19 protein-coding genes are annotated in these 26,690 nt (G+C 52.3%); 4 read left to right on the forward strand and 15 right to left on the reverse strand.

Features of this window, described 5'->3' with window-relative positions; all coding sequences use genetic code 11:
- Positions 1–133 precede the first annotated feature (133 nt).
- A complete protein-coding gene (locus POTG_RS19155; RefSeq protein ID WP_036646319.1) occupies positions 134–574 on the forward strand; it encodes a DUF2500 domain-containing protein in 441 nt (146 codons plus the stop codon).
- 371 nt (positions 575–945) lie between these two features.
- Positions 946–3,294, forward strand: a complete 2,349-nt coding sequence (locus POTG_RS19160; protein WP_009226499.1) for a beta-galactosidase — start codon at positions 946–948, stop codon at positions 3,292–3,294.
- Positions 3,295–3,385: 91 nt separating this feature from the next.
- Here the strand turns inward: POTG_RS19160 and POTG_RS19165 are convergent, their stop codons facing one another.
- Complete coding sequence (locus POTG_RS19165) at positions 3,386–4,270, reverse strand: SDR family oxidoreductase (RefSeq protein WP_009226500.1); 885 nt, start codon at positions 4,268–4,270, stop codon at positions 3,386–3,388.
- Between the two features lie 135 nt (positions 4,271–4,405).
- Here POTG_RS19165 and POTG_RS19170 point away from each other — a divergent pair, with 135 nt between their 5' ends.
- Positions 4,406–5,365 (forward strand): helix-turn-helix transcriptional regulator, encoded by a 960-nt coding sequence (locus tag POTG_RS19170; RefSeq protein ID WP_009226501.1) that lies wholly within the window; start codon positions 4,406–4,408, stop codon positions 5,363–5,365.
- A gap of 577 nt (positions 5,366–5,942) precedes the next feature.
- On the opposite strand, the gene POTG_RS19175 is transcribed toward POTG_RS19170, so the two are convergent.
- From POTG_RS19175 to POTG_RS19210, 8 genes are all read right to left on the reverse strand, one after another.
- The gene (locus POTG_RS19175; protein ID WP_009226502.1) at positions 5,943–6,803 is read right to left on the reverse strand and encodes an MBL fold metallo-hydrolase; all 861 of its coding nucleotides are present in this window, start codon (positions 6,801–6,803) and stop codon (positions 5,943–5,945) included.
- Between the two features lie 24 nt (positions 6,804–6,827).
- Positions 6,828–8,582, reverse strand: coding sequence for a glycoside hydrolase family 2 protein (locus POTG_RS19180; RefSeq protein ID WP_009226503.1), 1,755 nt, complete (start codon positions 8,580–8,582; stop codon positions 6,828–6,830).
- Between the two features lie 232 nt (positions 8,583–8,814).
- On the reverse strand, positions 8,815–9,753 hold the full coding sequence (locus POTG_RS19185; protein WP_009226504.1) for an ArsR/SmtB family transcription factor: 939 nt from the start codon (positions 9,751–9,753) through the stop codon (positions 8,815–8,817).
- A 91-nt stretch (positions 9,754–9,844) separates the two neighbouring features.
- Complete coding sequence (locus tag POTG_RS19190) at positions 9,845–11,266, reverse strand: family 43 glycosylhydrolase (RefSeq protein WP_009226505.1); 1,422 nt, start codon at positions 11,264–11,266, stop codon at positions 9,845–9,847.
- A 2-nt stretch (positions 11,267–11,268) separates the two neighbouring features.
- Positions 11,269–12,201 (reverse strand): carbohydrate ABC transporter permease, encoded by a 933-nt coding sequence (locus POTG_RS19195; protein ID WP_036646321.1) that lies wholly within the window; start codon positions 12,199–12,201, stop codon positions 11,269–11,271.
- 14 nt (positions 12,202–12,215) lie between these two features.
- Positions 12,216–13,187, reverse strand: coding sequence for an ABC transporter permease (locus POTG_RS19200; protein ID WP_009226507.1), 972 nt, complete (start codon positions 13,185–13,187; stop codon positions 12,216–12,218).
- Positions 13,188–13,306: 119 nt separating this feature from the next.
- Positions 13,307–15,052 carry an extracellular solute-binding protein gene (locus POTG_RS19205; protein WP_009226508.1) on the reverse strand — a complete coding sequence of 582 codons (1,746 nt, stop codon included), beginning with the start codon at positions 15,050–15,052 and terminating at the stop codon, positions 13,307–13,309.
- Positions 15,053–15,290: 238 nt separating this feature from the next.
- Positions 15,291–16,304, reverse strand: a complete 1,014-nt coding sequence (locus tag POTG_RS19210; protein WP_009226509.1) for a glycoside hydrolase family 43 protein — start codon at positions 16,302–16,304, stop codon at positions 15,291–15,293.
- Positions 16,305–16,715: 411 nt separating this feature from the next.
- Between POTG_RS19210 and POTG_RS19215 the strand changes: the two genes are divergently transcribed.
- Entirely contained in the window at positions 16,716–17,222 is a 507-nt protein-coding gene (locus POTG_RS19215) for a hypothetical protein (protein ID WP_036646324.1), read from the forward strand.
- 192 nt (positions 17,223–17,414) lie between these two features.
- On the opposite strand, the gene POTG_RS19220 is transcribed toward POTG_RS19215, so the two are convergent.
- From POTG_RS19220 to POTG_RS19245, 6 genes are all read right to left on the reverse strand, one after another.
- Positions 17,415–19,511, reverse strand: coding sequence for a beta-galactosidase (locus POTG_RS19220; protein WP_009226511.1), 2,097 nt, complete (start codon positions 19,509–19,511; stop codon positions 17,415–17,417).
- A 337-nt stretch (positions 19,512–19,848) separates the two neighbouring features.
- Positions 19,849–21,453 carry an ABC transporter substrate-binding protein gene (locus POTG_RS19225; protein ID WP_009226512.1) on the reverse strand — a complete coding sequence of 535 codons (1,605 nt, stop codon included), beginning with the start codon at positions 21,451–21,453 and terminating at the stop codon, positions 19,849–19,851.
- Positions 21,454–21,739: 286 nt separating this feature from the next.
- Complete coding sequence (locus tag POTG_RS19230; protein WP_036624457.1) at positions 21,740–22,642, reverse strand: carbohydrate ABC transporter permease; 903 nt, start codon at positions 22,640–22,642, stop codon at positions 21,740–21,742.
- A gap of 95 nt (positions 22,643–22,737) precedes the next feature.
- Positions 22,738–23,658, reverse strand: coding sequence for an ABC transporter permease (locus POTG_RS19235; RefSeq protein WP_009226514.1), 921 nt, complete (start codon positions 23,656–23,658; stop codon positions 22,738–22,740).
- Between the two features lie 412 nt (positions 23,659–24,070).
- Positions 24,071–25,645: a response regulator gene (locus POTG_RS19240; protein WP_009226515.1), complete on the reverse strand. Its 1,575-nt coding sequence runs from the start codon at positions 25,643–25,645 to the stop codon at positions 24,071–24,073.
- 138 nt (positions 25,646–25,783) lie between these two features.
- A partial coding sequence (locus POTG_RS19245) for a sensor histidine kinase (protein ID WP_036646327.1) occupies positions 25,784–26,690 on the reverse strand: 907 nt, incomplete at its 5' end.

Here is a 26,690-nt window from a genome sequence, read left to right on the forward strand (position 1 = left end):
TCCACGCGTTATCGAGCAGCCAGATTTTTTAGGAGGACGAAACAATATTTGCATTTTCACGTATATAAAGGAAGAACATAGACAGCAACCAGTCAAACTTGCGTTGTAAGTCAGAACAAAGGAGGCGGAACCCATGGGAGGATTCGATCCCTCTCCGTTTGGCGGAGGCGGCTTTGGGGGAGGCGGCGATATCATGTTTACCATCATCCCCGTATTTATGGTCATCTTTTTTGTTATTTTCATCGTGTTGATGATATCCAGTGGGGTCCGTTACGCCAAGAACGCCCGCTCCCCGCGGGAAACGAGATATGCGCGAATCATCTCGAAACGGATGGACGTGCAGCACAGCTCCAGTCACATAGGCGAAAATAACACGATGCACAGCTCGTCTTCTCGGACGTACTATTACATTACGTTGGAGTTTGATAACGGCAGCCGTCAGGAATATTTGGATGTCAAAAATCTGTACGGCCTTGTCGCCGAGGGCGATGTCGGATATGCCGCTGTCCAGGGTGATTGGATTGTGGCGTTTGAGCGCGATGTGTCGCAGCGTCCAAACGGTGGTACATATTAATGGCCTCCAGGCCAAAAAAACAAGGTGTTCCAAGGATGATCTTGGGACACCTTCTTTGATTGCTGGACACTTTTTTGGTTTATAGGCCCGCTCGCGGTACGACTCCCGCAAATACCCGACGACATCGTCGATTCTGGGATCCAGGGCGGCCGGTGAATGGAATACCCCAACGGTTTCCGTATAATGCCCCGCAATTAGAATGCCATAGGGACGCTCCTCGTTGATAGCATAATCCGTCGTTTTTTTAGCCATATCCTCTCTTCCTTCATTCAGCAATAAACATCTAAAATGAATATAACCGATGTCTTTTCCAACATCCAGAACCAACACGATCCATCGGATCTCAAACCCTTCAGGAGGCTGTTCTCTCTATGACTAATCACACAGCTGCAATCCTTAGACTTGAAATCGGCCAAGCCAACAAAACGATCCGCCCCGGCAAACTCGCCCTGCATGCCGGAAGCAATCCGAAAGGAGAATCGTTTGGATTTACTAACTTCTATATGACTCGCAACGGCGAACCGGTGATTCCAGTCGTGGGCGAGTTTCATTTTTCCCGTTTCTCATACTTGCATTGGGAAGAAGAGCTGCTGAAAATGAAAGCCGGCGGCGTTCATGTTGTTGCAACTTACGTGTTCTGGAATTTTCACGAGGAAGAGGAGGGCGTCTTCGATTGGAGCGGCAACCGCAATCTGCGGCATTTCATTGATCTCTGCGCCAAGCTTGAGCTGCCGCTAATCTTGCGGATCGGCCCGTTTTGTCATGGTGAGGTCCGCAACGGCGGCATCCCCGATTGGGTGTTCCGCTATCCGCTGGAGGTTCGCTCTAATGATGAGCGCTACTTGTCACTGGCCCGACGTTTGTATCGGGAGATCGCTCGGCAAATCCAAGGCACTTATTATCAAGAAGGCGGCCCGGTGATCGCCGTGCAACTGGAGAACGAGTATATGCACGCTGGCGCACCGCTGGACGCCTGGGGATACAGCTCCGGTCAATACGTAACCGCCGGTACTGACGGCTCCGCGCATTTGGACGAATTGCGCCGGATTGCCGAGGAGGTTGGCATTCGTCCGCTGTTTTTTACCGCTACTGCTTGGGGTGGAGCCGCAGTACCTGAGGAGGGCACGTTACCCATGCTGGCTGGATACGCTTATACGCCGTGGATCCCAAACCAACCGCCAAGCCGCGAGTTCCTGTTCCAGGATCTGCACGTTACGCCCGCCGAGCCGGTGAATTACGACAGCCTGGAGTATCCGGTAGCTTATTGCGAAATGGCCGGCGGCATGCAGGTCAGCTACAAGGCCCGGCCTTACGTGCCGGCGGAGAGCATCGAAGCGATGACGTTAGTGAAGATGGGCAGCGGCAGCAATCTCCTGGGTTATTACATGTACCACGGCGGTTCCAATCCCGTCGGCCGCAAGACGTTCTTAAACGAATCCGGTTTGCCGAAGATCACTTACGATTACCAATCGCCCCTAGGCGAGTTTGGACGGGTTGGTGATTCGTATGACCGCATCCGTACGATCTCGTTGTTTCTGCAAGCTTTTGGTCACCTTCTGGCTCCGATGGGGACCGTGCTGCCCGCAGGTCAGGAGCATATCGCACCTGAAGATACCCACAGCGTACGTTGGTGCGTCCGGCAAAAAGACGGCTCCGGATTTGTGTTCCTGAACAATTTCCAGGATCATGTCGACCTGCCGGATCGCCGGCTACGAATCGAGCTGGATACGCCACAGGGGAAGGCGTTCTTCCCTCAAACTGGCGAGTTCACGCTTCGGAGCAGGCTTGCCGCGATCCTGCCGTTCAACTTAGAGCTGGACGGATTGTTTATTGTGAGCGCCACCGTGCAGCTATTAACCCGGCTGGAAGCAGAGGACGAAACGTTGCTGGTGTTTTTTGCCCATGACGGAATGGAACCCGAGATCGTGATCCGCAAATCCTCGGTATCTGAAGTAGGAGGGGATGGGAGCCATGGTGCCGTTAAAGAAGACGAGGCGAACTGGATCGTTCGCCCAGCGACCGGCCGCCAACATCAGATCCGAGTGAAGACAGCCGAAGGCAGGGTCGTTCGTCTCGTCACCTTAACCCGAGATGAGGCGTTACTAACTTATCGTTTCGACGGGCTGTGGGGCCACGATAGGCTGGTCATCAGCACGAGCCATTTGGCGATAAAGGACGGGCAGCTTATCTGCACTTCGCCGGGACAAAACCAAGTGACCTTATCCCTCTATCCAGCACCTGTCCCATCGGCTGAATTGCGGAGCAGTGCGGGGGTGCTGCAAACTGCGGCAGAACCTGACGGAAGTGTGTTCCAAACGTATACCCTTGATTTTGCCGCTTATTCGCCCGAGCTGACTCTCAACTCTCCATCGGATCGCTCTGTACTGGTGGATGTCCCTGCTGACTGGCCGGAATCCGTATCGGACGTCTGGCTGCGTATCGAGTACGACGGCGATGTGGCCGCCGCTTACCTCGGTGACCGGATGTTGACGGATCATATCCATTACGGACAGCATTGGGAAATCGGGTTAAAACAAGTGCGGCACGAGCTGGAGAACCATCCGCTGCACCTCTCGATTACACCGCTTCGCCGAGGCACGGTGCATAGCTTCGTGAACCAGGCCTATGTGGAGCGATTTGAAGGGGTGGAGATCGCCAAAATCCACGACATTCAGGTCATCCCCCATTATTCCGCACGTTTATGGCCGCAAGGCAAGTAAAAGTCAAAAAGCGCGGGTGCAGGAGGAGTTTCTCATGCCCTCGCGCTTTTTTAGATAGGCGATAGGGAATCCGGACACGTCGTTCCTATGCTCAGTTCACCGGTAATCCCCGCTCGCGTGCAAAATTGCCCCAATGCGGCTTACGTCCGTCGATGTCGATGAACCCGTATTCGTCGGACAGGTCCCAGCTGGTCAGCGCTCGGCCGGTTTTGGCGTGGACGTTCGGGTCTGCGGCCAGAGCCGCCACTGCTTGCCCCACAAAATACGGCGTTTCGGATTCCGCGTATAACGGTTCCTTCTTGATGGCATCTCGCCAATTCGCTTCCTGAACGCCAAAGTAATCCAGCATCTGCTCGGAACGCAAAAATCCAGGAGTCACCGCCAATGCCGTCACATTGTGCGGCTTCAGTTCCTCGGCCATGGCTGCGGCTAGGTGGATCGGTGAGATTTTGGCCAAACTGTAGTACAGGTTCCCTCGATAGTTATAGGTCGATCCGTCGGTAATTTCGATGACCAGGCCTTCCTTCCGTTTGATCATCATCGGTACCCCGTAATAGCTCGTAATGAGATGGGCACGAACGGCCCGCTCCTGCATCAGTAACCCATCGGCCAACGGCTGCTCCCAGAACGGAGTGTTCCAATGGGTGAGGTTCTCGCCGCCCCAAATGTCATTCACCAAAATGTCCAGGCGTCCGTTCTGTTCCTTGTCCACACGTTCAAACAAAGCCCTGACCTGCTCCGGCACCGTATGATCCGTGCGGACGGCGATCCCGATTCCGCCGCGAGCGGTTACCATTTCGGCCGTCTCGTCAATCGTCTCCGTTCGGCCGATGTCCGATGCTTCTCCCCGGACGCTCCGTCCGGTGCAATACACCGTCGCCCCAGCAGCCCCCAACATAACAGCGATTCCCCGGCCTGCTCCACGTGTTGCTCCGGCAACGACGGCCACTTTTCCCGCTAAAGGTTTCTTGTCCATGGTTTCGTTCGCTTCCTTTCCAGATTGAATTTCGCACGTACCTTTGTAGAATATCAAAGTATATATGACATCTATTGTCTTATATCCATGGTATAATCATTCCACGAATCTAAAGAGGCGGGAGGGGGAGTTATTGTGCGTGCGGATCGTTTGCTAAATCTGCTGCTCTTGCTGCAGAACCGGGGAAAAATGAGCTCGCGCCAGCTGGCAGAGCTGCTGGAGGTGTCGGAGCGGACGATCGTCCGGGACATCGAGGCGTTGAGCGCGGCGGGCATCCCCGTGTACGCGGAGCGCGGCTCCCGCGGCGGTTGGGTGCTGGCGGACAGCTATCGGACGAACCTGACCGGCATGCGGCCGGAGGAAATCGTCTCGCTGCTGCTGACGAACCATAACGAGCTTTTGAAGGATCTGGGGATACAGGGGGATTTTCAGGCTGCTTATCAGAAGCTATTAGCTGCTGCCCCCGCCCCAATTCGGCAGGACGCCGAGATGATCCGCGAGCGCCTCCATATCGACGGGGCCGGCTGGCACGCCTCGGAGGAGGCTTTCCCTTGGCTGTCCGCCGTGCAGGAGGCGGTATGGACCCAGCGGAAGCAGCGCATCCGCTACCGCAAGGAAGACGATGTCACCGAGCGGATCATCCATCCCCTGGGGCTCATCGCCAAACGCAACGTATGGTACGTAGCGGCCGAGCAGGAGCCGGACAGGGAGCTTCGCACGTTCCGCATTTCCCGGCTGGAGGAAGCCTCCCTGTTAGAGGAGACATTCGTACGGCCAGATGGGTTTGACCTGGCGGCGTATTGGGAGCAATCGACCGCTCGCTTCAAATCGGAGCTGCCCCGCTATCTCGCGCGGATACGGACGAACGAAACCGGGCTGAGCCAACTCCGCAGGGAGCGATTCATCAAAGTGCTTCATACGGAAGGACCGGACAACCAGGGCCAGATTCTGGCGGAGATCGACCTCCAGACACTGGACTGGGCATGCGGCGTGATCCTAAGGAACGGCCGGGATGTAGAAGTGCTGGAGCCGCAAGAGCTGCGAGAACGAGTGAAATCCGAAGCTCAGGCGATACTCACGTTGTATGAACACTAGGCTAGGTGACCCCCTCTTTGTCCGGACGCTTTTGCAGGATTATCCCCTTTGATCAGAGCGCATGGAAACAGATCCACTCAAGAGAACGAAAAGCAGGGGGAGGGCCGGATTTTCGTGTAGTTCAGGATGGGTTGAGAGTGGTTCGTGGTGGATTCGGAATTCGTGCAGAATTGATGCGAATTGATTCGGAAATGCTGGGAATTGATCCGAGAATGGTTGGGAACGATTGAGATTGAATCAGAGCAAATTCAGGATTGATTTGGGAATGATTAAAGGTGATTCGGGATTGACTCAGGGTTGGTTCAAATTGCTTTTTGGATGGTTCGGGAATAGTTCGGGATCCAGTCTCGGACTTGTCCCTGATTTCCCGTTCCCTTATTCGGACACGCCTTCCGCCCCACGCCACCTGCTTACCTTCTGAACGAAAGGGATAATGATGCAAAAGCGCCTCACAGAGACACCCTGAACGAAAGGGATAATGTATGAAAGTCCCCCCCAGGCTCCCCTCCCTCAACCACCTGCTTATAAAAAATAGCCGGCCAGAACAATCAACTTCTGGCCAGCTATTTTTTCACGGTTAGTCCAGCAGGAATGCGCGCGGCGATACGTAGAGGAAGCGCTCGGCTCTGGCCATCACGTGGACTTTCTGCTCGGGAAAATGTTCATACACATAATCCACGAAGTGCCCCGGCTTCTCTGCATTTACCGCGAACAGGTCATAATGCAGCGGGATCACTGTATCCACGCCGATTTCCTGGGCGAAGTGTGCCGCTTCCCGGTAATCCATGTTCCCAACGATTCCGCGCCGCTGGCGGAAGTAATCCCGCCCGTTGATCGGCAGCAGGGCGATGTCCGGTTTCAGCTCACCAACTCGCTTGATCAATTCCGGAAAAACCAACGTATCCCCGGCATGATAAAGCGTCACGCCGTTAAGCTCCAAAACGTACCCGACGTACCGGGGGCAGCCGTCCGCATCCCGTTCCAACTGCTCATGGGCCGCCGCAATTGGCGTTACTCGCAGCTTGGAGAAGAATTCCATCGGCTTACGGTCGTCTGCGGTGATGAGCAGGGAGTCCGGTAGGCCCATCTCCTGCAATGCCGGCTTGCAGCACGCCGGTGCGAGGATCGGCGCCTCCGGACTGCTGCGATGCAGCCACGGCAGCGTCCGCGCATCCATATGGTCATCGTGTTCATGCGTAATCAGGCATAGCTGAACGCCTTCAATCTCTTCCGGTGCAATGGGCGCAGGAAATGTGCGCCGCCAATCGCCGTCGTCCAGATCGCCCGAGAGATAGGGGTCTACGTAAATCGTGATCCCATCCCCTTTAACGATGACGCTTTCCTGGCCAAGATACCAAATCGCCAAGGTTCCGTAGGGGGCTTTCGTCCGGGCGATCTCGCGGATCAATGCGGCGCCTGTTCGCTGATTTTGAGTCATTAGATAGGGGCACTCCTTGATTTTTTAGGTTCCCGCTACAATCGAACGAATGGTTTCCAGAGGCAGCTTCGGCTTACGATCATAGGTCAGCAGGCCATTAATTTCCTGCTCCACGTCCGTAAACTGGGTATAGCAGAAGCCTTGAACCACCGGAGATTGCAGCATCGGTACGATAACATTCTTTAGCCGCAACGCAAAATCCTCCTCATTCTCCGCACCCGAGTACCCCCAGCCTTCCCATTCGTTCACCTTAAAGGATATCCCGCCAAACTCTGTGACCAGAATCGGCTGCCCCTCGTAAGGGAATCCGGGCACCAGAATCACCCGATTACCGGGAGCAGCAGTCAAAGCCGATTCGACCGTTGCATACCGTTCCTCCAGCTTTTCCCTGCGCCACTCGTAGTCGTGAATCGTCACAAGGTCGGTGGTAACCAGTTCCCATCCGTCATTGGAAATGACCGGGCGCGTGGGGTCCAGCGATTTGGTCAGGTGGTACAGCGATACCGCGTGGTGCTGCTGCTGCTTGTCAATCATAATGTTGGTCACGCCCCAACTTTCGTTCAGCGGAACCCATGCCACGATGCAAGGATGGTTAAAATCCCGCTCCACCGCCTGCATCCATTCCCGCGTCATCCGGCTGACATACTGCTCAGTGAACTGGTAGGCGTTCGCCATCTCCCCCCACACCAGCAGACCCAGCTTGTCGGCCCAATACAAGTAGCGGGGATCTTCGATTTTCTGATGCTTCCGCACCCCGTTCAGCCCCATGGCCTTCACCAGCTCCACGTCCCGGCGCAAGTCCTCGTCGCTTGGCGCGGTCAGCAAGCCATCCGGGAAGTAACCTTGATCCAGCACCAGCTTCATATAATAGGAACGATTATTTAAGTGCAGTTTGCCGGATTCCACTGAAATTTTGCGCATCCCGAAATAGCTATAGACCGTGTCCACGGGCATACCATCGATCAGCAGCGTTAGCTCTAGATCGTACAAATTGGGGCGCTCCGGCGTCCACCAGCGTCCCAGACCATGATCGTTAAAGTCATCCAGGTGAATCACCCGGCGACCCGACTCATGACTTAAGGAGAAGCAATCCTCAGCGACAAATTCGCCGTTAAACGTGATGACGGCTTTCATGCTGGCTTTAACGGAGGCGCTGTGCCCTGCCAAAAACACCTCAAGACCGATATCATTCTTGTCGATGTCCGGGATCAACCGAATGCGATCAATTCGTGTCGTTGGTACCGGCTCAAGCCAGACGCTCTGCCAAATCCCGGTCGTGCGGGTGTAAAAGATGCTCTCCGACTGATCCTTCCAATACTGCTTGCCCCGCGGCAGGGAGACGTCGCGGCTGTAGTCCGTCGCCTTCACGACAACGATATTCTCGCCTTCATCAAGCACATCCGTAATATCCGCCTTAAACGGCGTATGTCCGCCTTCATGCATCGCCACCAGATGCCCGTTCACCCATACTTTGGCCTCGTAATCCACGGCGCCAAAATGCAGCAGCAGCCGGCCAGCCTTATAGTCTTCCGGTACGGTAAAGGTTCTCCGGTACCAGACCTGATCGTGTACGGTTGGATCGCCGATGCCGCTCAGCTTGCTCTGGTAGCAGAACGGCACGTTGATTTTCCGGCCAAAATCATGTTTCTCGTACCATCTTTCCCTTTCACCAATCCCTTGGTCGTCAAATTCAAACTCCCATTCTCCGTTTAAACTCATCCAAGCGTCGCGGACAAATTGGGGACGAGGGTACTCGTTACGTAAAGGTTGACTTGTCATTTTTCCGCTCCTTCGGGTCTCAATTTATTGTTTTTGTTTTAATACATAATTTTTGTATCTTTTAAGCTAAATATATCCCCGAACTCATATTTTGTCAACGCTTTCAGCTGATTTTTCTAATCATATTAGGCATTTTTATTTTACGAACTTTTTGGAATTAAGTATCTGCAATACAAAAAACCACCAACTCCCCAAGGAGCCGATGGTTAGATTAAAGCTTCATTGAATATAATCAAGCGTCTTCATCCAAAGTGTAGGCGACCTGCAGAACCAGGTCCTGGTCGTAATCGCCAAACTGCTTGCCGAATAGATTAACGCCGCCCTTATGGATCGCATCCGGCTTGACGCCGATCCGCACACGCAGACTCGGCCGTTGATCGAGGTTCAGATCGTTGATCGTGACGTCCGAGACTTTCTGCATATCGAGCGTCGTGCGTTCGCGGTCAACTCGCCATGTTTTCAACAAGCCGTATTGCGTCATCCAATCTTCCCACCAGGACGGATTTAATGCGCCGCGCCGATCCCCAAAATCCCCGGGACTCGTCCACATGCCGATCTCAACGCCATTAATCCATACGGAAATATCTGAAGGCCAGTCATTGTCATAGTTTGGTGCTTCCGAGCACATTTCCATTGACAACTCCAGCGATTGAATGCGCGCATTCTGCGGAACTTCCAGCGGGAACTGGTACTCCACATACCCTTTACGAAACCACAGAATCTGCGCCCCCACATGCTTAGGGTGGTAGAAGCTGGCCGGCTCATCCTCCCGAACCAGCATCCCTTCGCTGGATGCCATGCCGCACGTCGGATGAACCTCACAATCGCTGTAATGCCCGATCGGCATTTCAACCTCGTAAAACTTCATCCCGTCCTTGGACGTCCGGATGCTCGAGTTCAACGAGATGAGAATATCGTCGTAATTGCGGCTGCACACCTTCATCGCACCGCGGACGGCCGGAAGCAATTCCGTATTAATCAGCTTGGCTGCTTCCAATATCTTGACGTTGTTCGCCACCGTAGACACTGGCAGCTCCAGCGTCTCGGCAAGCTCAATGATATTCATGCTCCGCGTGTTGAGCAGGCGAAGAATGTCTACGCGAGACCGTGTAGAGAGCGCGTGCGCCACTTGAACCAGCTTATCCGGTTCGTGTATCCCGACTTCCAGCATAGGAACCTCCGTATCCGTATTCCCAAAAAATGATCTTACTTTCTTGACTTTACTACAATAAGCTGTAATAAATCAAGATTCATAAAGGTTATCACGATTCCGGGATCTTCAACGGCATCAGGTCAAAGCAGTCCAGTTCAAACTCCCCGCGATTCTTGGTGAATCGCAGCTTGTTTGTCCCATCCTTCAGCTGAATTTTGGCGGTGGACAATCCCCAGTTGTTCCATCCCTTCGGGTGAACCGCCACGGTAACGGAAGATCCCATATCAACGCTTAAATCAAAATAGGCCATTTCTCCGGCAGCGCTCCCGTTTGCGGTTCTCGCCAGCAAGAGATACTCTCCCGCCGCAGCTTGGACGGAATACTCCGCGTAGCTGTCTTCCTGCTCAAACCGTCCTACGCTCTTTCCACCGGAACCCGCAGGATTCTCCAGCACAGTCACACCGTCTCCAAGCTGCCCCTTCTCCGATTCATAGCGGATGCGGCTCGCCTCTCCGGACGGCAAGGATAGCGGGAGGTTCGGGTCTACTGGAACCCCTAGATTCGGGGTGTTATCCGCATTCCAGGTAAAGGGCTGCATCCGCACTTCCCGGTTCCAGCCGGCATCCTTGTATTTCGCCACGTGATATACAATCCAATCCTCTGTACCGTCAGGTGACGTGGTGAAGGAATGGTGTCCCGGGCCGTACAGCCCGTTGCCGGACACAAAAATTGGTTCCTCCCTCTTATGCCATGAAGCCGGATCGAGCAAATCGCTGGTCACATCTGCCGTGATCAAGCCCAGACAATAATCGTTCGTCCAGCTTCCGCTCGCCGAGTAGACCAGATTAATGGTTCCGTTTCGAACCGCCACCTGCGGACCTTCATTGACATGCGGCGAATGGTTCGTTTCCCAGGCATAGGTCGGCCGGGCGATCTCCACACGCTCCGAATCAATCGTCCAGGGGTTACTCATATGGGCGATGTATAGATTTTGACGAACATTCTCGTCCCCTTCCCAACCGGACCAAATAAAATACAATTCGCCGTTCACCTGCAGAACGGTCCCATCAATGGCCCAACGATTGGCGGCGTCGGTGATTTGCCCTTTTTGCTTCCATACACCTTGTAATGGATCGGTCGAGGTATTCTCCATCACGTACATGCGATGGTTCACGTTGTCCCCGTCATCCATGGCGTAATAAATATACCAGGCTCCATGAATATAATGAAGCTCGGGAGCCCAAATGCCGTGGCCGCCTGTCGGAATCACCCTCCGGGGAGCGGCATCCACCCCCGTCATCCTGGCGGATTTCCAAACCGTCACGTCACCGCCGGTGGTTTTCGTGAAGTAATAATACCCGTCGGTATGTTTATACATCCATGGATCTGCCCCGTCCTGCATCAGCACATTATAGAAATCATCCCGTTCTTCACCCGCCCTACCGGAGCCAGAACAACCTACCTGCGCCAATAGAAACAGACAAATGGCAGGCAACAGCGCTTTCCCGAATTTTCCCGTTTCCATCTTCATTTTCACCCTTTAATTGACCCGACGTAGACACCTTTAACAAAATACTTCTGCAAGAACGGATACACGCACAAAATCGGAACCGTGGATACAACGATCGCGCAATATTTCACCAGTTCCCGGAATGCGGTCGAGCTCTGAGCACTGTCGATGACGACGCCTCCTGCACTGCCGATCGTGGTTGCCGTGGAATCGTTGGCGACCAAAATTTCCTTCATTAATAGCTGCAGCGGGAACAGCTCCCGATCCTTCAGCAAGACCATCGCGTTAAACCAGGAGTTCCAGTTCCCCACCAGATAGTACAGAAAAATAACGGCCAACGTCGCCTTGGACAGCGGCAGAATCACCCGGATCAAGATGGCAGCCTGGCTTGCCCCATCGATCGTTGCCGCCTCTTCCAGCTCTGCCGGCAGCGACTGGAAGCTGGTTCTTAAGATAATGATATTCCACGTGTTCAGCGCGGTCGGCAAGATCATCGCCCACAGGTTGTTATATAAATGGATATCTTTCATTAATAGAAACCAGGGAATCAACCCGCCGCCAAAGAACATCGTGATCGTAATCAGAATCATGATGAAATTTTTGAAATAGAGATCTTTTCTCGACAGGACAAAAGCGCCCATGATCGTCATGACCATATTCACCAACGTGCCTAACCCTACGTAGATGATCGTATTTTTATAACCAACCAGCAGGCTGTTGTCCTTAAAGACCAGCTTATATCCATCCAGCGTAAATCCAAGCGGCTTCAACAAAAGTCCGCTGTGTGCCATCAGCGCCGTCGGGTTGCTGACCGAGGCCAGCAAAATATGCAGCAAGGGATAGAAGCAAATTAGCGTAATCGCGGTGAGCATCATGTAGTTCATGACGTCAAACACGCGATCCCCGGTCGTCATAGGCTTCCAGTGTCGTCGTTTCAGCTTTTTGCGACTGGACATGGTCATCCCCCTTTCTACCATAAGCTCACTTCCGAAGTACGCCGGGCGATTCGGTTCGTCGCCCACAGCAGCGCAAAGTTGATCACGGCGCTAAACAAGCCAACCGCGGTGGAGAAGCTGAGGCTGGCTTCCCGTAAGCCCCTTCGATAGACATAAGAAGCGATGACGTCTGCCGTATCGTAAATGAGAGGGTTGTAAAGCAAAATAATCTTCTCGTATCCGGACGCCATCAATCCGCCAATCGCAAAAATAAACAGAATCACGATAATCGGCGTAATTTGCGGCAGCGTAATGTACCACATCTTTTTGACTCGACCGATTCCGTCAATCTCGGCTGCCTCATACAAAGCAGGATCGATCGAACTCATCGCGGCCAGATAAATGATGCTGTCCCAGCCGATGTTCTGCCAAATCCCGGAAAACGTATAGATCGGCCTAAAAAAGCCGGAGTATCCGAGCAGCGAGGTGTAGTCCTTGCCCGTGATCCATTGCAACACTTGCGTAACAATGCCTTCATCCGCCGTGAAGATATGAATGATCCCGCACACGACCACCAAAGAGATAAAATGGGGCATATAGGTGATCGTTTGTACGGTTTTTTTGAACTTCCCGTCGCGAATTTCATTCAGCAGCAACGCCAAAATGATCGGTGCCGTAAATCCAAACACGATCCCCCACACATTAAGGAGAAGCGTATTCTTGGTCACCCTCCAGAAGTACGGCCCCTGAAAGAACTCTATGAAATGCTTCAAACCAACCCATTCGCTTTGAGCAAACCCAAGCAACGGCTTATAATCCTTAAACGCGATAAGCACTCCCCACATCGGACCGTAACAAAAAACCAGGAACCAAGCGACAACCGGAAGGGCCAGCAAATAAACAAACCAGTTTTTTCTCAGATCTTTTTTGATCCTGGTTCGCGTGCTGTTTGGCTTCGGAGCCTCTGAGGAAGGAGCGATTTTTCTTGATTTACGGACGATCTCCATGAACGTATCACCTACTCTTCTTATTCCGAATTCTCTGAAACAATAACGAGGGGCCCAAGCTTAACCAGCCCCGGTCACCCTCGTTATATTTCTTGCTCGATCTTTAGGCCAAACGGCGATTATCTGCTGTTGTAACGATCCAATGCTGCCTGATGAATGCTCAGGAATTCGTCCAACCCCATCTTCTTAGCTTCTTCTAAGAACTTGTCGTACGCGTCCACCGGCAACTCGCCTTTGATGATCTTGGCAAAATATTCACCCCGGAGCGTAGACAACTGGTTCCCCAGTTCCGCCTCCCGTGAAGCTTCCTCTTTCGTAAACGAAATCGGAGGCATAGCCGCGCTCGTATCCATGTTCTCGGTCCAATATTTCCGAATTTCGCCGGAGTAGCTGCCTTTCGCTACGATCAGCGGGTTGGAGTTATGCTCGTCGCGAATGTCCGGCCAAATATGTCTGCGATATTTATCGAGTGCCACTGCTACCGGCTGGCCATCCGGATCATTGTACATGTAGCTGTTCTCTGGATAATAAGGCTTGCCGTTCTCATCAATGAGGTGAACCGTGCCGTATTCTCCGTAGTTATAGATTTCCCAGCCCTTCTTGGTGTAGGCGAAATCCAACCAGGCCATGGCCGCTTCGACGTTATCACATTGGGTGGTGATGGCAGCCTCTGTACCCGTTCGCTTAAAGTTCTTGTACGTTGTTGCGGATTGATCCCCCTTGTTCAGCACAGGGTTCAGCGCGCCAACAAAATCGATATCATTTTGTTCCTTCCAATAGCTCCACATCGTGTCCGGCGAATCCATCATAACCGCGGTCTTGTCGGAAATGGCGCTGGCCATTCTTTGGTTGAAGTCAGCCGTTGCCCAGTCTTTGTTGAGCAGCCCTTCTTTGTTCCATTGCTGCATCATGGCCAGGTATTCCTTGGCCTTCGGTTGTGCTGGACCCCAGGCTACTTTGCCATTGCTGTCCACGAAGGTCCAATCCCACACACCATAAGCGCCGTTTAAAATCCCGGTAAAGATCTGACCATAGTTTGATCCGTAGTTCAGCGGCTCGCTGTACCCCACTTCCTTCGCTTTGGTCAGGAAGGTGTGCCATTCATCAATCGTTTCAGGCACCGGAAGCCCTGTCTTATCCAGCGCTTCCTGCTTGATCAGCATCCCGAACCACATCCATTCCGAATAAGGAGCAACGCCGTAGAAACCAAGCAGTTTGCCGCTGTCGGTGACCGTCGTTTTTCTTCTCGTCTCGTCAGAATTGCGCCAAGCCGTATAGTTCGGAGCATACTTCTCCATCAAATCGGTCAGATCCAAATACGCTCCATCGTTAACGCCCGCCTCAAAGCCTCCAGGGTACCGGCCAGGCTCAATGATGATATCCGGCAAATCTCCGGAGGACATCATCAAGGTAAAGGCATCCGCTTCCTGCCCTACCGGCGGAGTGATGAAGTTGACTTTAATCCCCGTCAGCTTCTCCACTTGCTTCTGGATCGCGTGGTTGTTCATATCCGGGATGTTGCGATTCGCAGGCATCCAGACATCCAGCGTCACTTCTTCTTTGAAAGGGTAAGCAGAGTAGTCGTTTGGAATTTTCTCATCAAAAATATCACCCAGATACGTATCGTTGAGCGTCGTATTCACTTCGTTGATTTGCTCTGGAGTCGGAGATGTATTCCCGCGAATATCCTGACTGATGTCGGTAAACGCGGTTTCCTTCTTCTGTGGCTCCTCGGTAGCATTCTCGCTGGTGTTATTGCCTACGTCAGCCTTTTTCGAACCGCCCCCGCTGCAAGCCGTAATCATGGAGACCGCAAGAATAAAAACAAACAGAAAACTTAAGATACGTTTTGACTTGTTATTCATATGAACCTCCCGATTATTGATTTCAAACGCAACAACCCCCGATATTTCCGCTTGCACTCATCGCCCTTTTCGGATCGGTTCAACCCCCTCTGTCATCAAATGACTCACCGCGAAATTATATTATTGTTTTATTACAATAATTTTGTATCTTTGCGTTGATTATAATCCCCGTTCGACGTGATGTCAACGCTTTCATTTACGAAGATAACGATTTTTTTTAATAAAATAACTTGTTGTTTCAAATCAAACTATTAGTTTCAAAAAAACTGTAATTAATTTCGCACCCTTTATTCTCCGGCAGGCGCGGGATCGGCACCCCCGTGCCGACAGGAACCCCGAAATCCGGCATTCCGTTTGCTTTCCAACCAAATTTTTGGAGTCTTGTGCTGCGGGGAGAACCAGCGGAGCGGGGTTGCTCGGCTTCCGAGTAATCGTACGCATGGTAAACGATCCAATCCTCGGAGCCGTCGGGAGATACGGTAAAGCTGTTATGCCCCGGGGCATAGACCCCGGCGGAAGGATTTTTTGCAAAGACCGGGCCGTCTTCCTTGATCCAGGAGTTCGCATCAAGCAGATCTGCGGTCTCCGGGATTCGCGTTATGCCTAAACAGTAATCATCCGACCACGTTGCGCTCGCCGAGAAGACAAGGAAGATCCAACCGTTGCGCCGCAACAAGACAGGGCCTTCGTTAATCGCCATCCCGCCTTGCTTCTCCCACGGCTCCGTTGGGGCTGTAATCAGCACGTTTGGACCGGTTAACGTCCAAGGATTGGTCATTCGAGCAGCGTAAACCGCTGAGCCGTAATCCGGAAAATGGCCATAACCGGAATAAAAGAAATACAACTCCCCTTGATGTTGGATGACAGTTCCGTCTAACCCTGGGAACTCCGTGTTCACCACGCTTTTAAACTGCCACTCATCGTTCATCGGATCATCGCCCGCAAGTTCAAGCACGCAGATGCGTCGCGTTGCGTCCCCGCCGCCGTCATTAGCTGTATAGTAGATATACCAGCGTCCATCGATGAGATGCAGTTCCGGCGCCCACAGATTGAAGGAATAGGGGCCGATTGGCTCAGGCGTCCACACGGTCTTCGGTTGAACATTCCCAAGTCCGCTCAAGGTTGGACTGTGCCAAAGAGCGATGCGGTCGCCCAAGGTCACCATCATGTAATAGCTTCCATCGGGATGCCGAATGACCCAAGGATCCGCACCATTTGACAGGATCGGATTAACAAACGTTTGATTCTCCATCGTTCTCCCTCCTAAGTACGAGATATCGTCCTAAAGTGATAGTAAAGTATTGTTTTATTACAAACATTTTACTTCGTTTTCATCACAATAATCGGTTATTCGGCGAATGTCAACGTTTACATTTTGGGGAGCAGCACAAAAAAGCTTATGTCCGCGCATCCTTGGGTGACATAATAACCATGGATTCTCAGCCATACGAAATCACTCCTAAACCAGTTAAGTTAAAAAACGCTAATCCGGATTAAACGTTTTTCTACTTAAATATTATTCAACAGAGATTAAATAGAATAATAGCGAATGATTATGAAATTAATATTTTCGAACCTAATTTAACAACACCGAGCACAATGTTTATTATAAAATATGGAAATTTTATTTAATAAAAGCAAAAAAAGGGGGGGAGAGGATTCGATGCAAAAACTCCCGTGGTTATTAAGTATACTGGCATGCTTCCTATTGCTCATCACTGGTTGTAATGGAGCCCAGCCCAAAACCGATGATGCGATGAAAACAGCCGAGGCCTATATCATGGCCGAATACAAAGTTGACTTTACTGAGGATCTGTTGTCTGCCGAATCCATTCAAAAGCGAAACGAAGCGATCAAACCTTTTCTAACGGAATCGTTTTACGAAAAACAGATTAACAATCGAATCACCATTTTACCTTTAAGAGTTGCTGCTGACACGCAGCTTTCCATCAAACCTGATAATTTGCATACCCGTCTTAAAGTGCAAGACGAGAACAATGTCACCATCGAATACACTGTAAATCTTCTACTGACAAACTCGGAAGGTCGCGAAAGCACCCGTGTTCCGTTAGAAGGCGAGTTGATGATGACTTCCGTTAACGAACGATGGCTGGTGCAATACGACAACTTTGATATCCAAGCCTTCATGAAATTGATTTCCGAAAAATAGGCTTTCCGATCGACAAACGTTATGGTGCATGCTGTATTTGCATGTCCTTCAGCAAGATCAGGCAGAGCGGGTCATCGCCGGCCGCCCTTGTGCATGAGCCATAATTAAAACCCTACTTTCCGCGTATACGGAAAATAGGGTTTATTTTTTGTACCGTTGATTGAGCGTGCAGCCTGGCCAGCGACCGTAATATTAGAAACCTGCGCTGAGAGCGGCCTCCCGCTTCAATATCGCGATTCCGTTGACCGGCAGCTCGATTGTGCCGCTTACGGTCAAGCCGGTTTCGGCGTCTGTATAGCTCCTGCGGTCGAGCTCGACGCGAACGGCGCGGCCGGAGAAATTTTGCACGAAGACGTAATCGTGCTGACCGTCCGTGCGCAGCTGGGCAGTCACTCCCGCCGGCAGGTCGGTATCCAGCGCCCGGCGCACGCCGGCATCTTGAACGAGCTTGCCGTAAAACGCCTCGTAGAAGGCGGGATCGCTGACGCGGGCGGCCAAATAGTAAGCTTTGCCTTGGCCCAGCTCGTTTAGCGTTAAGGCCGGCTTCCCTGCGTAAAAATCGTCGCGGTAGACGCCAAGGACCTTGGAGCCTTCCGCATGGATATGCTCGCACAGCTCATGAATCTCATAGGTCCCGCTGAAGCCTAGCGGATTCCCGTCTTCCAGAATCAACGCGTTACGGTCATGGTCATGCAGGCCGTCGATTTCCTCTGCCCATACTCCAACCGCCTTGCGCAGCGGTCCCGGGAAGCCGGTCAGATGGCACAGGTCGTTCTCGTCGACGATGCCTGACCAATATGTGACGAACAAGGTACCGCCGTCCTTGACGAACTGCTCCAGCTTGGCTCCGGTTTCTTCCCGGATTAAGTATGCCATCGGTACGACCAGCAGTTTGTAACCGCTGAAGTCGTCAAACGAGCCGATGATGTCCGTTGGCACGCCCAGCTCCCACAAGGCGCGATACTGCTGCATGACGGTCTCTTCATAATGGATGCCTTTATTGCGTGGCCCTTGGGCGTCGTTGATCGCCCAGCGGTTATCCCAATCAAACAGGATGGCTGCTTCCGCTGGAACGGTGGTACCGAGGATCTCCGTTAACTCGGACAGTGTTTTACCAAGCGCAGCAACATCGGCGAACACGCGCGTGTGCTCATGGCCGACGTGGTCGATGACCGCGCCGTGGAATTTCTCGCTGGAGCCGCGGCTTTTTCGCCACTGGAAATATTGGACTGTGTCGGACCCGTGGGCCACTGCTTGCAGCGAGGACAGCTTGTGCATACCCGGCCGCTTCAGCTTGCTGACCGGCTGCCAGTTCGTCAGTGACGGCGTGCTCTCCATCAGCATAAACGGCTTCTGCTTCAAGGAGCGGAACAAGTCGTGGTTAAATGCAAACCAGGAAGCAACCCCCGCATCGGATTCGGCCTCATGCCACATCGGATAAGCGTCCCAGGAAATGACGTCCACAGCTTTCGCAAACTCGCGATAATCCAACCCGTAGAACAGGTCCATCATATTTACTGTGCAGGGCAAATCCGGATTGATTTGTTTGAGCGGCTTGATCTCATGCTTGTAGAAGTCGATCGTCTGGTCGGATACGAACCGGCGCCAGTCAAGGTTCTGTCCATGCACCATCATTTCGCCGTGAGGTGCCGGGGATTCCACCTGCGACCAGGAGGTGTACGTATGGCTCCAGAAGCTCGTCCACCAAGCGTGGTTGAGCGCTTCGAGCGTGCCATACTTCCGTTTCAACCAGTCGCGGAAAGCGTCTTGGCAGTAGTCGCAGTGGCATTCCCCGCCGTATTCGTTGGATACGTGCCACCCCACCACGGCCGGATGACTGGAATAGCGCTCCGCCAGCCGGGTGTTCATCTGCGTCACTTTTTCCCGATAGACTGGGGACGTAAAACAGTGGTTATGACGCATGCCGTGGAGGTTGCGCACCCGGTTCTTCTCAACGCGCAGCACTTCCGGGTACTTCTCTGACATCCAGGCCGGCCGAGCGCCGCTTGGCGTCGCCAACCAGGCGTAGATACCGTTCTCAGCAAACGTGTCCAGCACGCGGTCCAGCCATTCAAACCGGTAGACGCCTTCCTCCGGCTCTAGCGAAGCCCAGGAAAAGATCCCCACCGACATCACATTGCAATGGGCCAGCTTCATCAGCCGGATATCCTCCGCCAGCACCTGCGGATCATGGAGCCATTGGTCAGGGTTATAGTCGGCACCGTGCATAAAGACCGGCAGTTTGTCGCTGATTGGCGGAAACTTCATCGGTTTTGAGCTTCTACTCATAGGAATAACTCCTCTCCGTTTCTGATCTGTAATGAAGTAGATTGGTTTCTCACGTGCTACGAAATGTAAAAGTGCAGTCCATTTTCGCCAAATCGCCCTTTTCGAAGCTTTTCAACTGCAAAAGTGCAGTTGATTTCAGGGCAAACCGCCCATTTTAGCCTCCATCGTCTCCAATCAAATGTACTTTTGCATTTCACACGCCGAATGAAGAGGGTTTTTCGCAAAATCAAATGTACTTTTACAGTTCGACACACTCTCAAACGCTCTCCTGCCCCTTCAAACGTCACGATGAATGAAAAAGAGGGGACGGGCGTCCCCTCCTTTCACCCCCGCCTGCTTATTGGCCTTGGGCGGCAAGGAATGCGTCGATTTGGCTCTGCAGCTCTTGTTGAATCTTATCCAGACCGGCCGCCTTCAACTGTTTGTTCAGGTCGGCTTGGCCTTTCTCCAAGTCCTTGATCAGGCCGTATTCCAGCGGGATTGCATAACGCAGCATGACGTTACCTACGTTCGCTACTTCGTTCTTCACCTTGGTGTCGTCAAAGACGAAGGTTTCCAGCGGGAAGTGATAAACTTTAGACTGCCAATCCGCCAACATTTGATTGCCTTCTTCCGGATAGGAAGCGTCGGTGCGGTTCAGCAGTGAGTTCCAGCCCCATACGGAGTAGCCCGACAGGTTATAGTTGTTGAAGCTTGGTCCCGGATTGTATTTGTCATCGCCAACCGGCTCGTAGTGCTTGCCGGCGATGCCGTACATCGTCAGATCATGGATTTCCTTATCGTTCTGCAGCAGGTCAATCAGCATCAGCGAACGTTCGACGTTTTTAGACGTGGCATGAATCGCCAATCCGTTTTGCGTGGAAATCGCGCCGATTTTTTTCTTATCCGGCGTCAAATCGGCAACGGTGACTTCCATCTCCGGCTTGTCGCGGCGGATTTCGCCAACGTTGCTGGAGATCGTCCCCAGGTTTTGTGCATACGAGGACGTTTTGCCCGCTTTGATGTCCTGGAACACGTCGTTTTTGTTGCTCACGATGTTCTTCGACCAGCCGTTGTTATCAGCCAAGTCCTTATAATATTTGATCAGTTCGGTAAACTCCGGCGTATCGTACACGTTGAACACTTTCCCCGTCGCATCGTCCAATTTGTAAGCCAGCGGGAAGTTGTAATCCACCAGGTTCCATTCATTTTGTTGCTCCAGCAAAATTTGATCCAGCTCATGCCATTTCCAGCCGTCTGCCGGTTTCGCACCAAACGGGCTGATGCCTTTCTCGCCCGCCCCAATCGTTTTCAAATAAGCGGCATAGGTTTCCGGGCTGTTCACCGGTTCGAGATTGTACTTCTTGCGCAGGTCTTCGCGAATCAGGACAACCTTGTCGGTCACTTCCTGGTTGTTGTTTGGCACCATGTACAGCTTGCCGTTCACTTTTGCTTGATCCCAGGAGGCTTGCGGCATCGCTTCCCAGGTCTTCGGTGCGTAAGTCCGGAGCATTTCCTCGGTCAGCTCAAGGAATCCACCCTTTAACACCTGGTCATTGTAGAAAGCCCAGTTCGCGGTGTAAGCGATGTCAAAATCCTCGTTAGCTGCAAATTTCAATGGGTATTTCTGGGTCCAGTCGGCCCAATCCAAAAATTCGGTCTCAACGGTTGCGTTAATTTTCTCTTTCAGCAGCTTGTTCAGCTCGCCGTATACCTCGTCATAATCCGCCGGTTTGCTGCCGATCATCAACAGCTTCAGCGTAACTTCTTGAGACGTATCCACTGCCCCAGGGGTTGCCGTATTGGCCGACGCATTGTTCGAAGCTGCTGCGTTATTTGAAGCTGCGTCGTCCGGGGTGTTGGCGCTGCCTGCGTTATTGTTCCCGCCGCCGCAAGCGGATAGCAAAGTCATTAACGCCAGCACCATAGCCACAAGAAACGTTGTTTTCTTCTTCAGTTTCATGACGATTATTCCCCCTACAATTTTGATAGAAATAGTGAAATGAAAGGTCAAAAGGATCAGGTTTTTAGCACCGAGAAGGTTGGATGAAGCTAGGGACTGAGCAGCGCAGCGTAGCTGGAGGCTACGTGAGCAGCTAAAATCTTTCCGCAGGAAACATGCTTCGGAAGCATCTGCTTAGGCCCGGCTGAATTCAAGATTCGATGCCGATTCCTCTTCACGACCTACTTCGTGATAAAAAGATGATACTTTTGAGCCTCCTATATGTGATAACCGGGTTGCCCCGAGGTCACCCTTTGACAGCGCCAATCGTTAAGCCTTGCACGAAGTAACGTTGGATGAACGGATAGGCGATCATAATCGGTCCGGTGGCTACGATGGTCATCGCCATCTTTAAGCTCTCCGTCGGGATGTCCGAGGAGACGACGGCTCCTGCCGCCATCATCGCCTTGCGCATGCCGTCCATGTTGCCGAGCAAGCGGTACAAGTAATACTGCAGCGGCATCAGGTCGGAATTGGAGATAAACAAGAGCGCGTTATACCAGTCATTCCAGTAACCCAAGGCGATAAACAGCCCGATGGTGGCCAGCGCCGGCTTCGACAGCGGGATCACAAATTGCAAATAAATTTGGAAATCGCCCGCCCCGTCGATTTTTGCCGATTCGATAATCGCCTCCGGGATGCTGCTCATAAACGATTTCATCACGATGATGTAGAAGACGTTCATCAGCATCGGCAGAATCAGCACAAGCAGCGTATCCTTCAGATCCAGGTAGTTCACGATCAGCAAGTACCACGGGACAAGCCCGCCGCTGAACAGCGTCGTAAAGAAGAAGAAGAAAGAGAAGTGGCTGCGCCATTTAAAATCTTTGCGTGCCAACACATAGGCCGTCATCGAGGTCAAAAACAATCCAAACAGTGTGCCCAGCAAAGTGACGGAAATCGTCACGCCGTACGCCTTCAGCATTTCCTGCGGATACTTGAACAGAATACCGTAGGCTTCCAGCGAAAAGGACGCCGGGATCAGTTGGAACCCGTCCTCGATGATCTTACTCTCGTCCGTCAGCGAAGAAGATAGAACCAAAATGAAAGGAAAAAGACAAAACACCGCCAGCAAAGTCAAAGCAACATATCCGATCATCTGCAGCAGCAGACGGTCGATCGGTTTGCGTTTGGGAGCTGCCGGCTTCATGGCCGGCTGCAGATTGGGTGCCATCGTACTCATCAGCGTTAACCTCCACTCGTTTCATTCGTGTTGCCCCATCGCGGTTGTTTTTTACGCACCGTTTAGAACAAAGCACGGTCCTTATCGTATTTCCGCACGGCATAGTTCGCCAGCATAATCGTCGCGAAGCCCAAAATCGATTGATAGAATCCCGCCGCGGCGGACATCCCAATCTCGTTCGAGGTCGTGAGCATCCGGAACACGAAGGTGTCGATGACATCCGTTGAAGAGAACAGTAAGCCGTTGTTGCCAACCATGTTATAGAACATGCCGAAATCCCCGCGGAAAATATTCCCGATCGCCAGCAGCACCAAAATGATGAGCGTCGGATAGAGGTTTGGAATCGTGATTTTGCGTATCCGTTGAAAGACGTTCGCCCCATCGATCTCGGCGGCTTCATACATCTCCGTATCAATGCTCGTGATCGCAGCCAGGTACATGATCGTTCCGTAACCAAGCGTCTTCCACGCCGATACGACGACGAGAATCACCGGCCAATAGGCGGCCGTGTTGTAAATATCAATCGGTTCGAGCCCGATCGCATTCAGAAGCACGTTGATCGTACCATAATCGTAGTTGAACAGGTTATATGCAATTGCACCAACGACGACCCAGGAGATAAAATACGGCAGGAACATCACCGTTTGCGTGATTTTGCGGAACCATTTCCCGGCCACCTCGAACAGCAGGATCGCGGCAAAAATTTGGATCGCGTTGTTCACCACAATAAATGCGATGTTATACAAAGCCGTATTGCGGGTAACCCGCCAAGCGTCCCCGGAGTCGAAGAAAAACCGGAAGTTGTCCAGCCCGTTCCAGGGGCTTCCGAACACCCCGCCTGTGTAGTTGTATTGTTTGAAAGCCAGGACGATCCCCGCCATCGGCACGTAGGCGAACAGCAGGAAGAACAGGACGGCCGGCGTCAGCATGAGCAGCAGAACCTTATACTTCTTCACGTCGTTCCAGAATCCGCTTCGCTTCATGTCTCGAACTCCCCTCTTGGTTGTCTCTATATCTCTCAGTATAGGGATGAGCGCCTGCTTGCGGGATTCAGTGAAACAACAAAAACTAATACAAATTCCACGATGACCCAAAAATTCAGAAAAAAAGAACCCCGCCTTCCGTAAATACGGAGTGACGAGGTCGGGCACAAGGGAGAAGGCTCACCGGTATTACCCAAACTGTAACGGACCGTAATGACCTTATTTGCTCATTTCCCGTCGATTTCCCATTCTAACGGACCCCAGCGCCTCTATGCGGCCTCTAAGGCATCAATTTAATCAAAAAAGTCCGAAATAAGGTCTCCTCTGTCCGTTAAAAAGGAAGTACGACCAAACTCAGGTCCATAACGCCCCTCCTGTCCGTTAGCCGCCGAGAATGTAATAGCATCAACGCTCAGATCTTATGAGTTTTGCGATATTCCCCGGGCGTCATCCCGGTGGCCTGTTTGAATTGCCGGTTGAAATAAATGATATTTTTATAGCCCATCCGCTCGGCGATTTCATAAATCTTCAATGTGGGATCGGTCAGCAGCTCGCAGATACGCTTCGTCTTAAGCTCGTTCAAGTAGTCGCTGAAATGCCGGCCCGTTTCTTCCTTAAACAAAAAGCCGAGGTAGTTTGGCGTAAAATCGAAGCGGGCGGCGACGTCTTTCAGCGTCATTTTTTGCTCAAGATTGCTCTCGACATATGCCATAATATCTTGAATCAGCTTGCGTTTCTGCTTCTGCTTCTTGACGTACAACAGCTCGGACAACTCAAAGAACCGTTTTCGCAGCCAAGACGTGATATCGTGGATCGTTTCGAACTGGAACAGCAGCACCGGCTGGTGCGTATCCCACTTCAACAGCTCATACAGATTTTCGTTAATTTCGCGCAGATCGGCATGCAGCTGGGTGGTGATGCGGATGATGAGATCGTACACATCGTTTTTCTGAGCCAGCGGGGAACCTTGATAAAACAGCTCCAGCAAGCAGTCGTCAATCGTTACGAGATCATAGTTGAGAATAGCCTTCAACATCCGCTGGAGGATCTCGTCCGTCCGAGCGCCGGCAAACCGGCTTTCACCTGGATACACCCGGCTTTCATGGATCAGCCGGTCCTTGCCGACCAGCCACTTGGCGCTAAGCGCCGCCTGAGCTTGGCGATAGGACGACCGCAGCGCCTCTTCATCCCGCGCGAAGCTGCCAACCCCAACCGTCACGGAGAACGGGGAAATCCCCCGGACCGCCCGGATCAGCTCCTCCAGCAGCTCGAGGAACGTCGTTTCAGGTACGGACGCCAGCAATAGAAACCGTGTCGGTTGGCTGACGATAAACGTTCCCAGCTTCATCTCCGTGGTAAAATGCCGGATAAACGCCATCACCTTCTGAATTTGCTTGCGTCGCTCCTCCTCCGGCATATCGCCGGTCTTCCATTCCAGGTCGTCGATTTCGACGAGGGCTGCCGCCGTTCCCGTTTTAAACAGGGTGTGCAAATATCCGCGAATATGCCCCTCCACCTGCTCCGGGGAGATCTCGTTCAGCCAACGCAGCAGCAACTCCTCGTTGACAATCGTCAGCGCCTCCGTAAACGTGCGGTCCTGATCCCGTTCTCGCTCGATCGCCGCGCACAGCTCACCCAGCATTTTATAAAGCTCCTGATCTTCCACGGGCTTCAGCAAGTAAGCCGACGCGCTGATCTTGATCGCTTCCTTGGCGTACTCAAAGTCTTCGTGCCCGCTGATAAATACGATTTTGACACTTGGCTGGATCGCCTTGGCCTTACGGGCGAATTCAATGCCCGACATGATGGGCATGCGGATATCGGACAGAATCAGATCGATCCGCTCCTGCTCCATCGCCTTAAGCGCATTAAAGCCGTTATTGGCTGTTGCCGCCACCTGCAGGTTCAGTCCGCTGCCCTGCACTCTGCGGCGCAGCCACTCGAGGTCTACCGCCTCGTCGTCGACAAGTAATACGTTAATCTCCATGGCCGTCATTCCTTCTCGTAGTTTTGCTTCTTATTTCGAGCATACTTACCGCTCGTTCCACTGAACATATCGGTTTACAATGAAAACCTATACAAATTCACCGATTTTGCAGACTTTCCTCTGATAAATCATCAAAAATTATTCCATAGCCGGAAGCTCCCCAGGGCTCACCGGAAGCACGATTTGAACCGTCGTTCCGCCGCCGTAGATGCTGGCGATACGAATACCGTATTTGTCTCCGTAGCGGAGCTTGATCCGCTCGTCGACGTTCTTCACCCCGTAACCGCCGGATTGGCTTGGACCGATCAGCAAGCGCTGCACCGTCTCCGGCCTCATCCCAATGCCGTTATCGATCACTTTCAGCTCCAAGTTATCGCCCTGCCGCTTCCCTTTAATGACGATCGCAATCGATTCGCCAAACCAGGCATGCTTAAACGTATTCTCCACAAACGGCTGCAGGATCAGCTTCATCACCTGTACCTGCAGCAGTTCGGGATCCACGTCGAAGTGGACAGAGAAAGCCCCGGCGTATTTAACCCGTTGAATATCCAGATACGTCTCCACCTGCATCAATTCATTTTCCAGCGGCGTAAATACGTTCCCTTGATTCAGCGTCAACCGGTAAAACCGCGACAAGCCCTGAACCATTTCGGTGACCTTGGCTGTCTCGCCGAGATTGGCTAAACTGCTGATCGTCGACAGGGTATTGTACAGAAAATGCGGGTTAATCTGCGCCTGCAGCGCCTCCAGCTCCGCTTGCTTCTTCTGGATGCCTTGCACATACACGCTGTTGATCAGCCCCTGAATATTGGCAGCCATAACGTTAAACGCATCGGCGATATGTACAAACTCATCGTTGCCCGAGAAGCGAATCCGCTTCTGAAAGTTCCCTTCCTGAAAGGAACGGACGAGCCACACGATTCGTTTCATTTTCCGTCCGGACAGCCGGGCCACGATATACCCAATGAAGGCCATACCGATAAAGCTGATGCCGCACACCGTAAAAATCACGCGCTGCAGCCTGCCCGCATCCTTGGTTAAGTAG

It is taken from the genome of Paenibacillus sp. oral taxon 786 str. D14, from assembly GCF_000159955.1.
GTDB lineage: Bacteria > Bacillota > Bacilli > Paenibacillales > Paenibacillaceae > Fontibacillus > Fontibacillus phoenicis.

Excerpts from the sequence above, each read along its gene's own strand:
- POTG_RS19205 (WP_009226508.1), bottom strand. The coding sequence starts at position 15,052 with ATGAATAACAAGTCAAAACGTATCTTAAGTTTTCTGTTTGTTTTTATT.
- POTG_RS19200 (WP_009226507.1), bottom strand. The coding sequence starts at position 13,187 with ATGGAGATCGTCCGTAAATCAAGAAAAATCGCTCCTTCCTCAGAGGCT.
- POTG_RS19195 (WP_036646321.1), bottom strand. The coding sequence starts at position 12,201 with ATGTCCAGTCGCAAAAAGCTGAAACGACGACACTGGAAGCCTATGACG.
- POTG_RS19160 (WP_009226499.1), top strand. The coding sequence starts at position 946 with ATGACTAATCACACAGCTGCAATCCTTAGACTTGAAATCGGCCAAGCC.
- POTG_RS19155 (WP_036646319.1), top strand. The coding sequence starts at position 134 with ATGGGAGGATTCGATCCCTCTCCGTTTGGCGGAGGCGGCTTTGGGGGA.
- POTG_RS19230 (WP_036624457.1), bottom strand. The coding sequence starts at position 22,642 with ATGAAGCCGGCAGCTCCCAAACGCAAACCGATCGACCGTCTGCTGCTG.
- POTG_RS19240 (WP_009226515.1), bottom strand. The coding sequence starts at position 25,645 with ATGGAGATTAACGTATTACTTGTCGACGACGAGGCGGTAGACCTCGAG.
- POTG_RS19185 (WP_009226504.1), bottom strand. The coding sequence starts at position 9,753 with ATGCTGGAAGTCGGGATACACGAACCGGATAAGCTGGTTCAAGTGGCG.
- POTG_RS19225 (WP_009226512.1), bottom strand. The coding sequence starts at position 21,453 with ATGAAACTGAAGAAGAAAACAACGTTTCTTGTGGCTATGGTGCTGGCG.
- POTG_RS19235 (WP_009226514.1), bottom strand. The coding sequence starts at position 23,658 with ATGAAGCGAAGCGGATTCTGGAACGACGTGAAGAAGTATAAGGTTCTG.
- POTG_RS19165 (WP_009226500.1), bottom strand. The coding sequence starts at position 4,270 with ATGGACAAGAAACCTTTAGCGGGAAAAGTGGCCGTCGTTGCCGGAGCA.
- POTG_RS19190 (WP_009226505.1), bottom strand. The coding sequence starts at position 11,266 with ATGAAGATGGAAACGGGAAAATTCGGGAAAGCGCTGTTGCCTGCCATT.
- POTG_RS19180 (WP_009226503.1), bottom strand. The coding sequence starts at position 8,582 with ATGACAAGTCAACCTTTACGTAACGAGTACCCTCGTCCCCAATTTGTC.
- POTG_RS19215 (WP_036646324.1), top strand. The coding sequence starts at position 16,716 with ATGCAAAAACTCCCGTGGTTATTAAGTATACTGGCATGCTTCCTATTG.
- POTG_RS19210 (WP_009226509.1), bottom strand. The coding sequence starts at position 16,304 with ATGGAGAATCAAACGTTTGTTAATCCGATCCTGTCAAATGGTGCGGAT.
- POTG_RS19175 (WP_009226502.1), bottom strand. The coding sequence starts at position 6,803 with ATGACTCAAAATCAGCGAACAGGCGCCGCATTGATCCGCGAGATCGCC.
- POTG_RS19220 (WP_009226511.1), bottom strand. The coding sequence starts at position 19,511 with ATGAGTAGAAGCTCAAAACCGATGAAGTTTCCGCCAATCAGCGACAAA.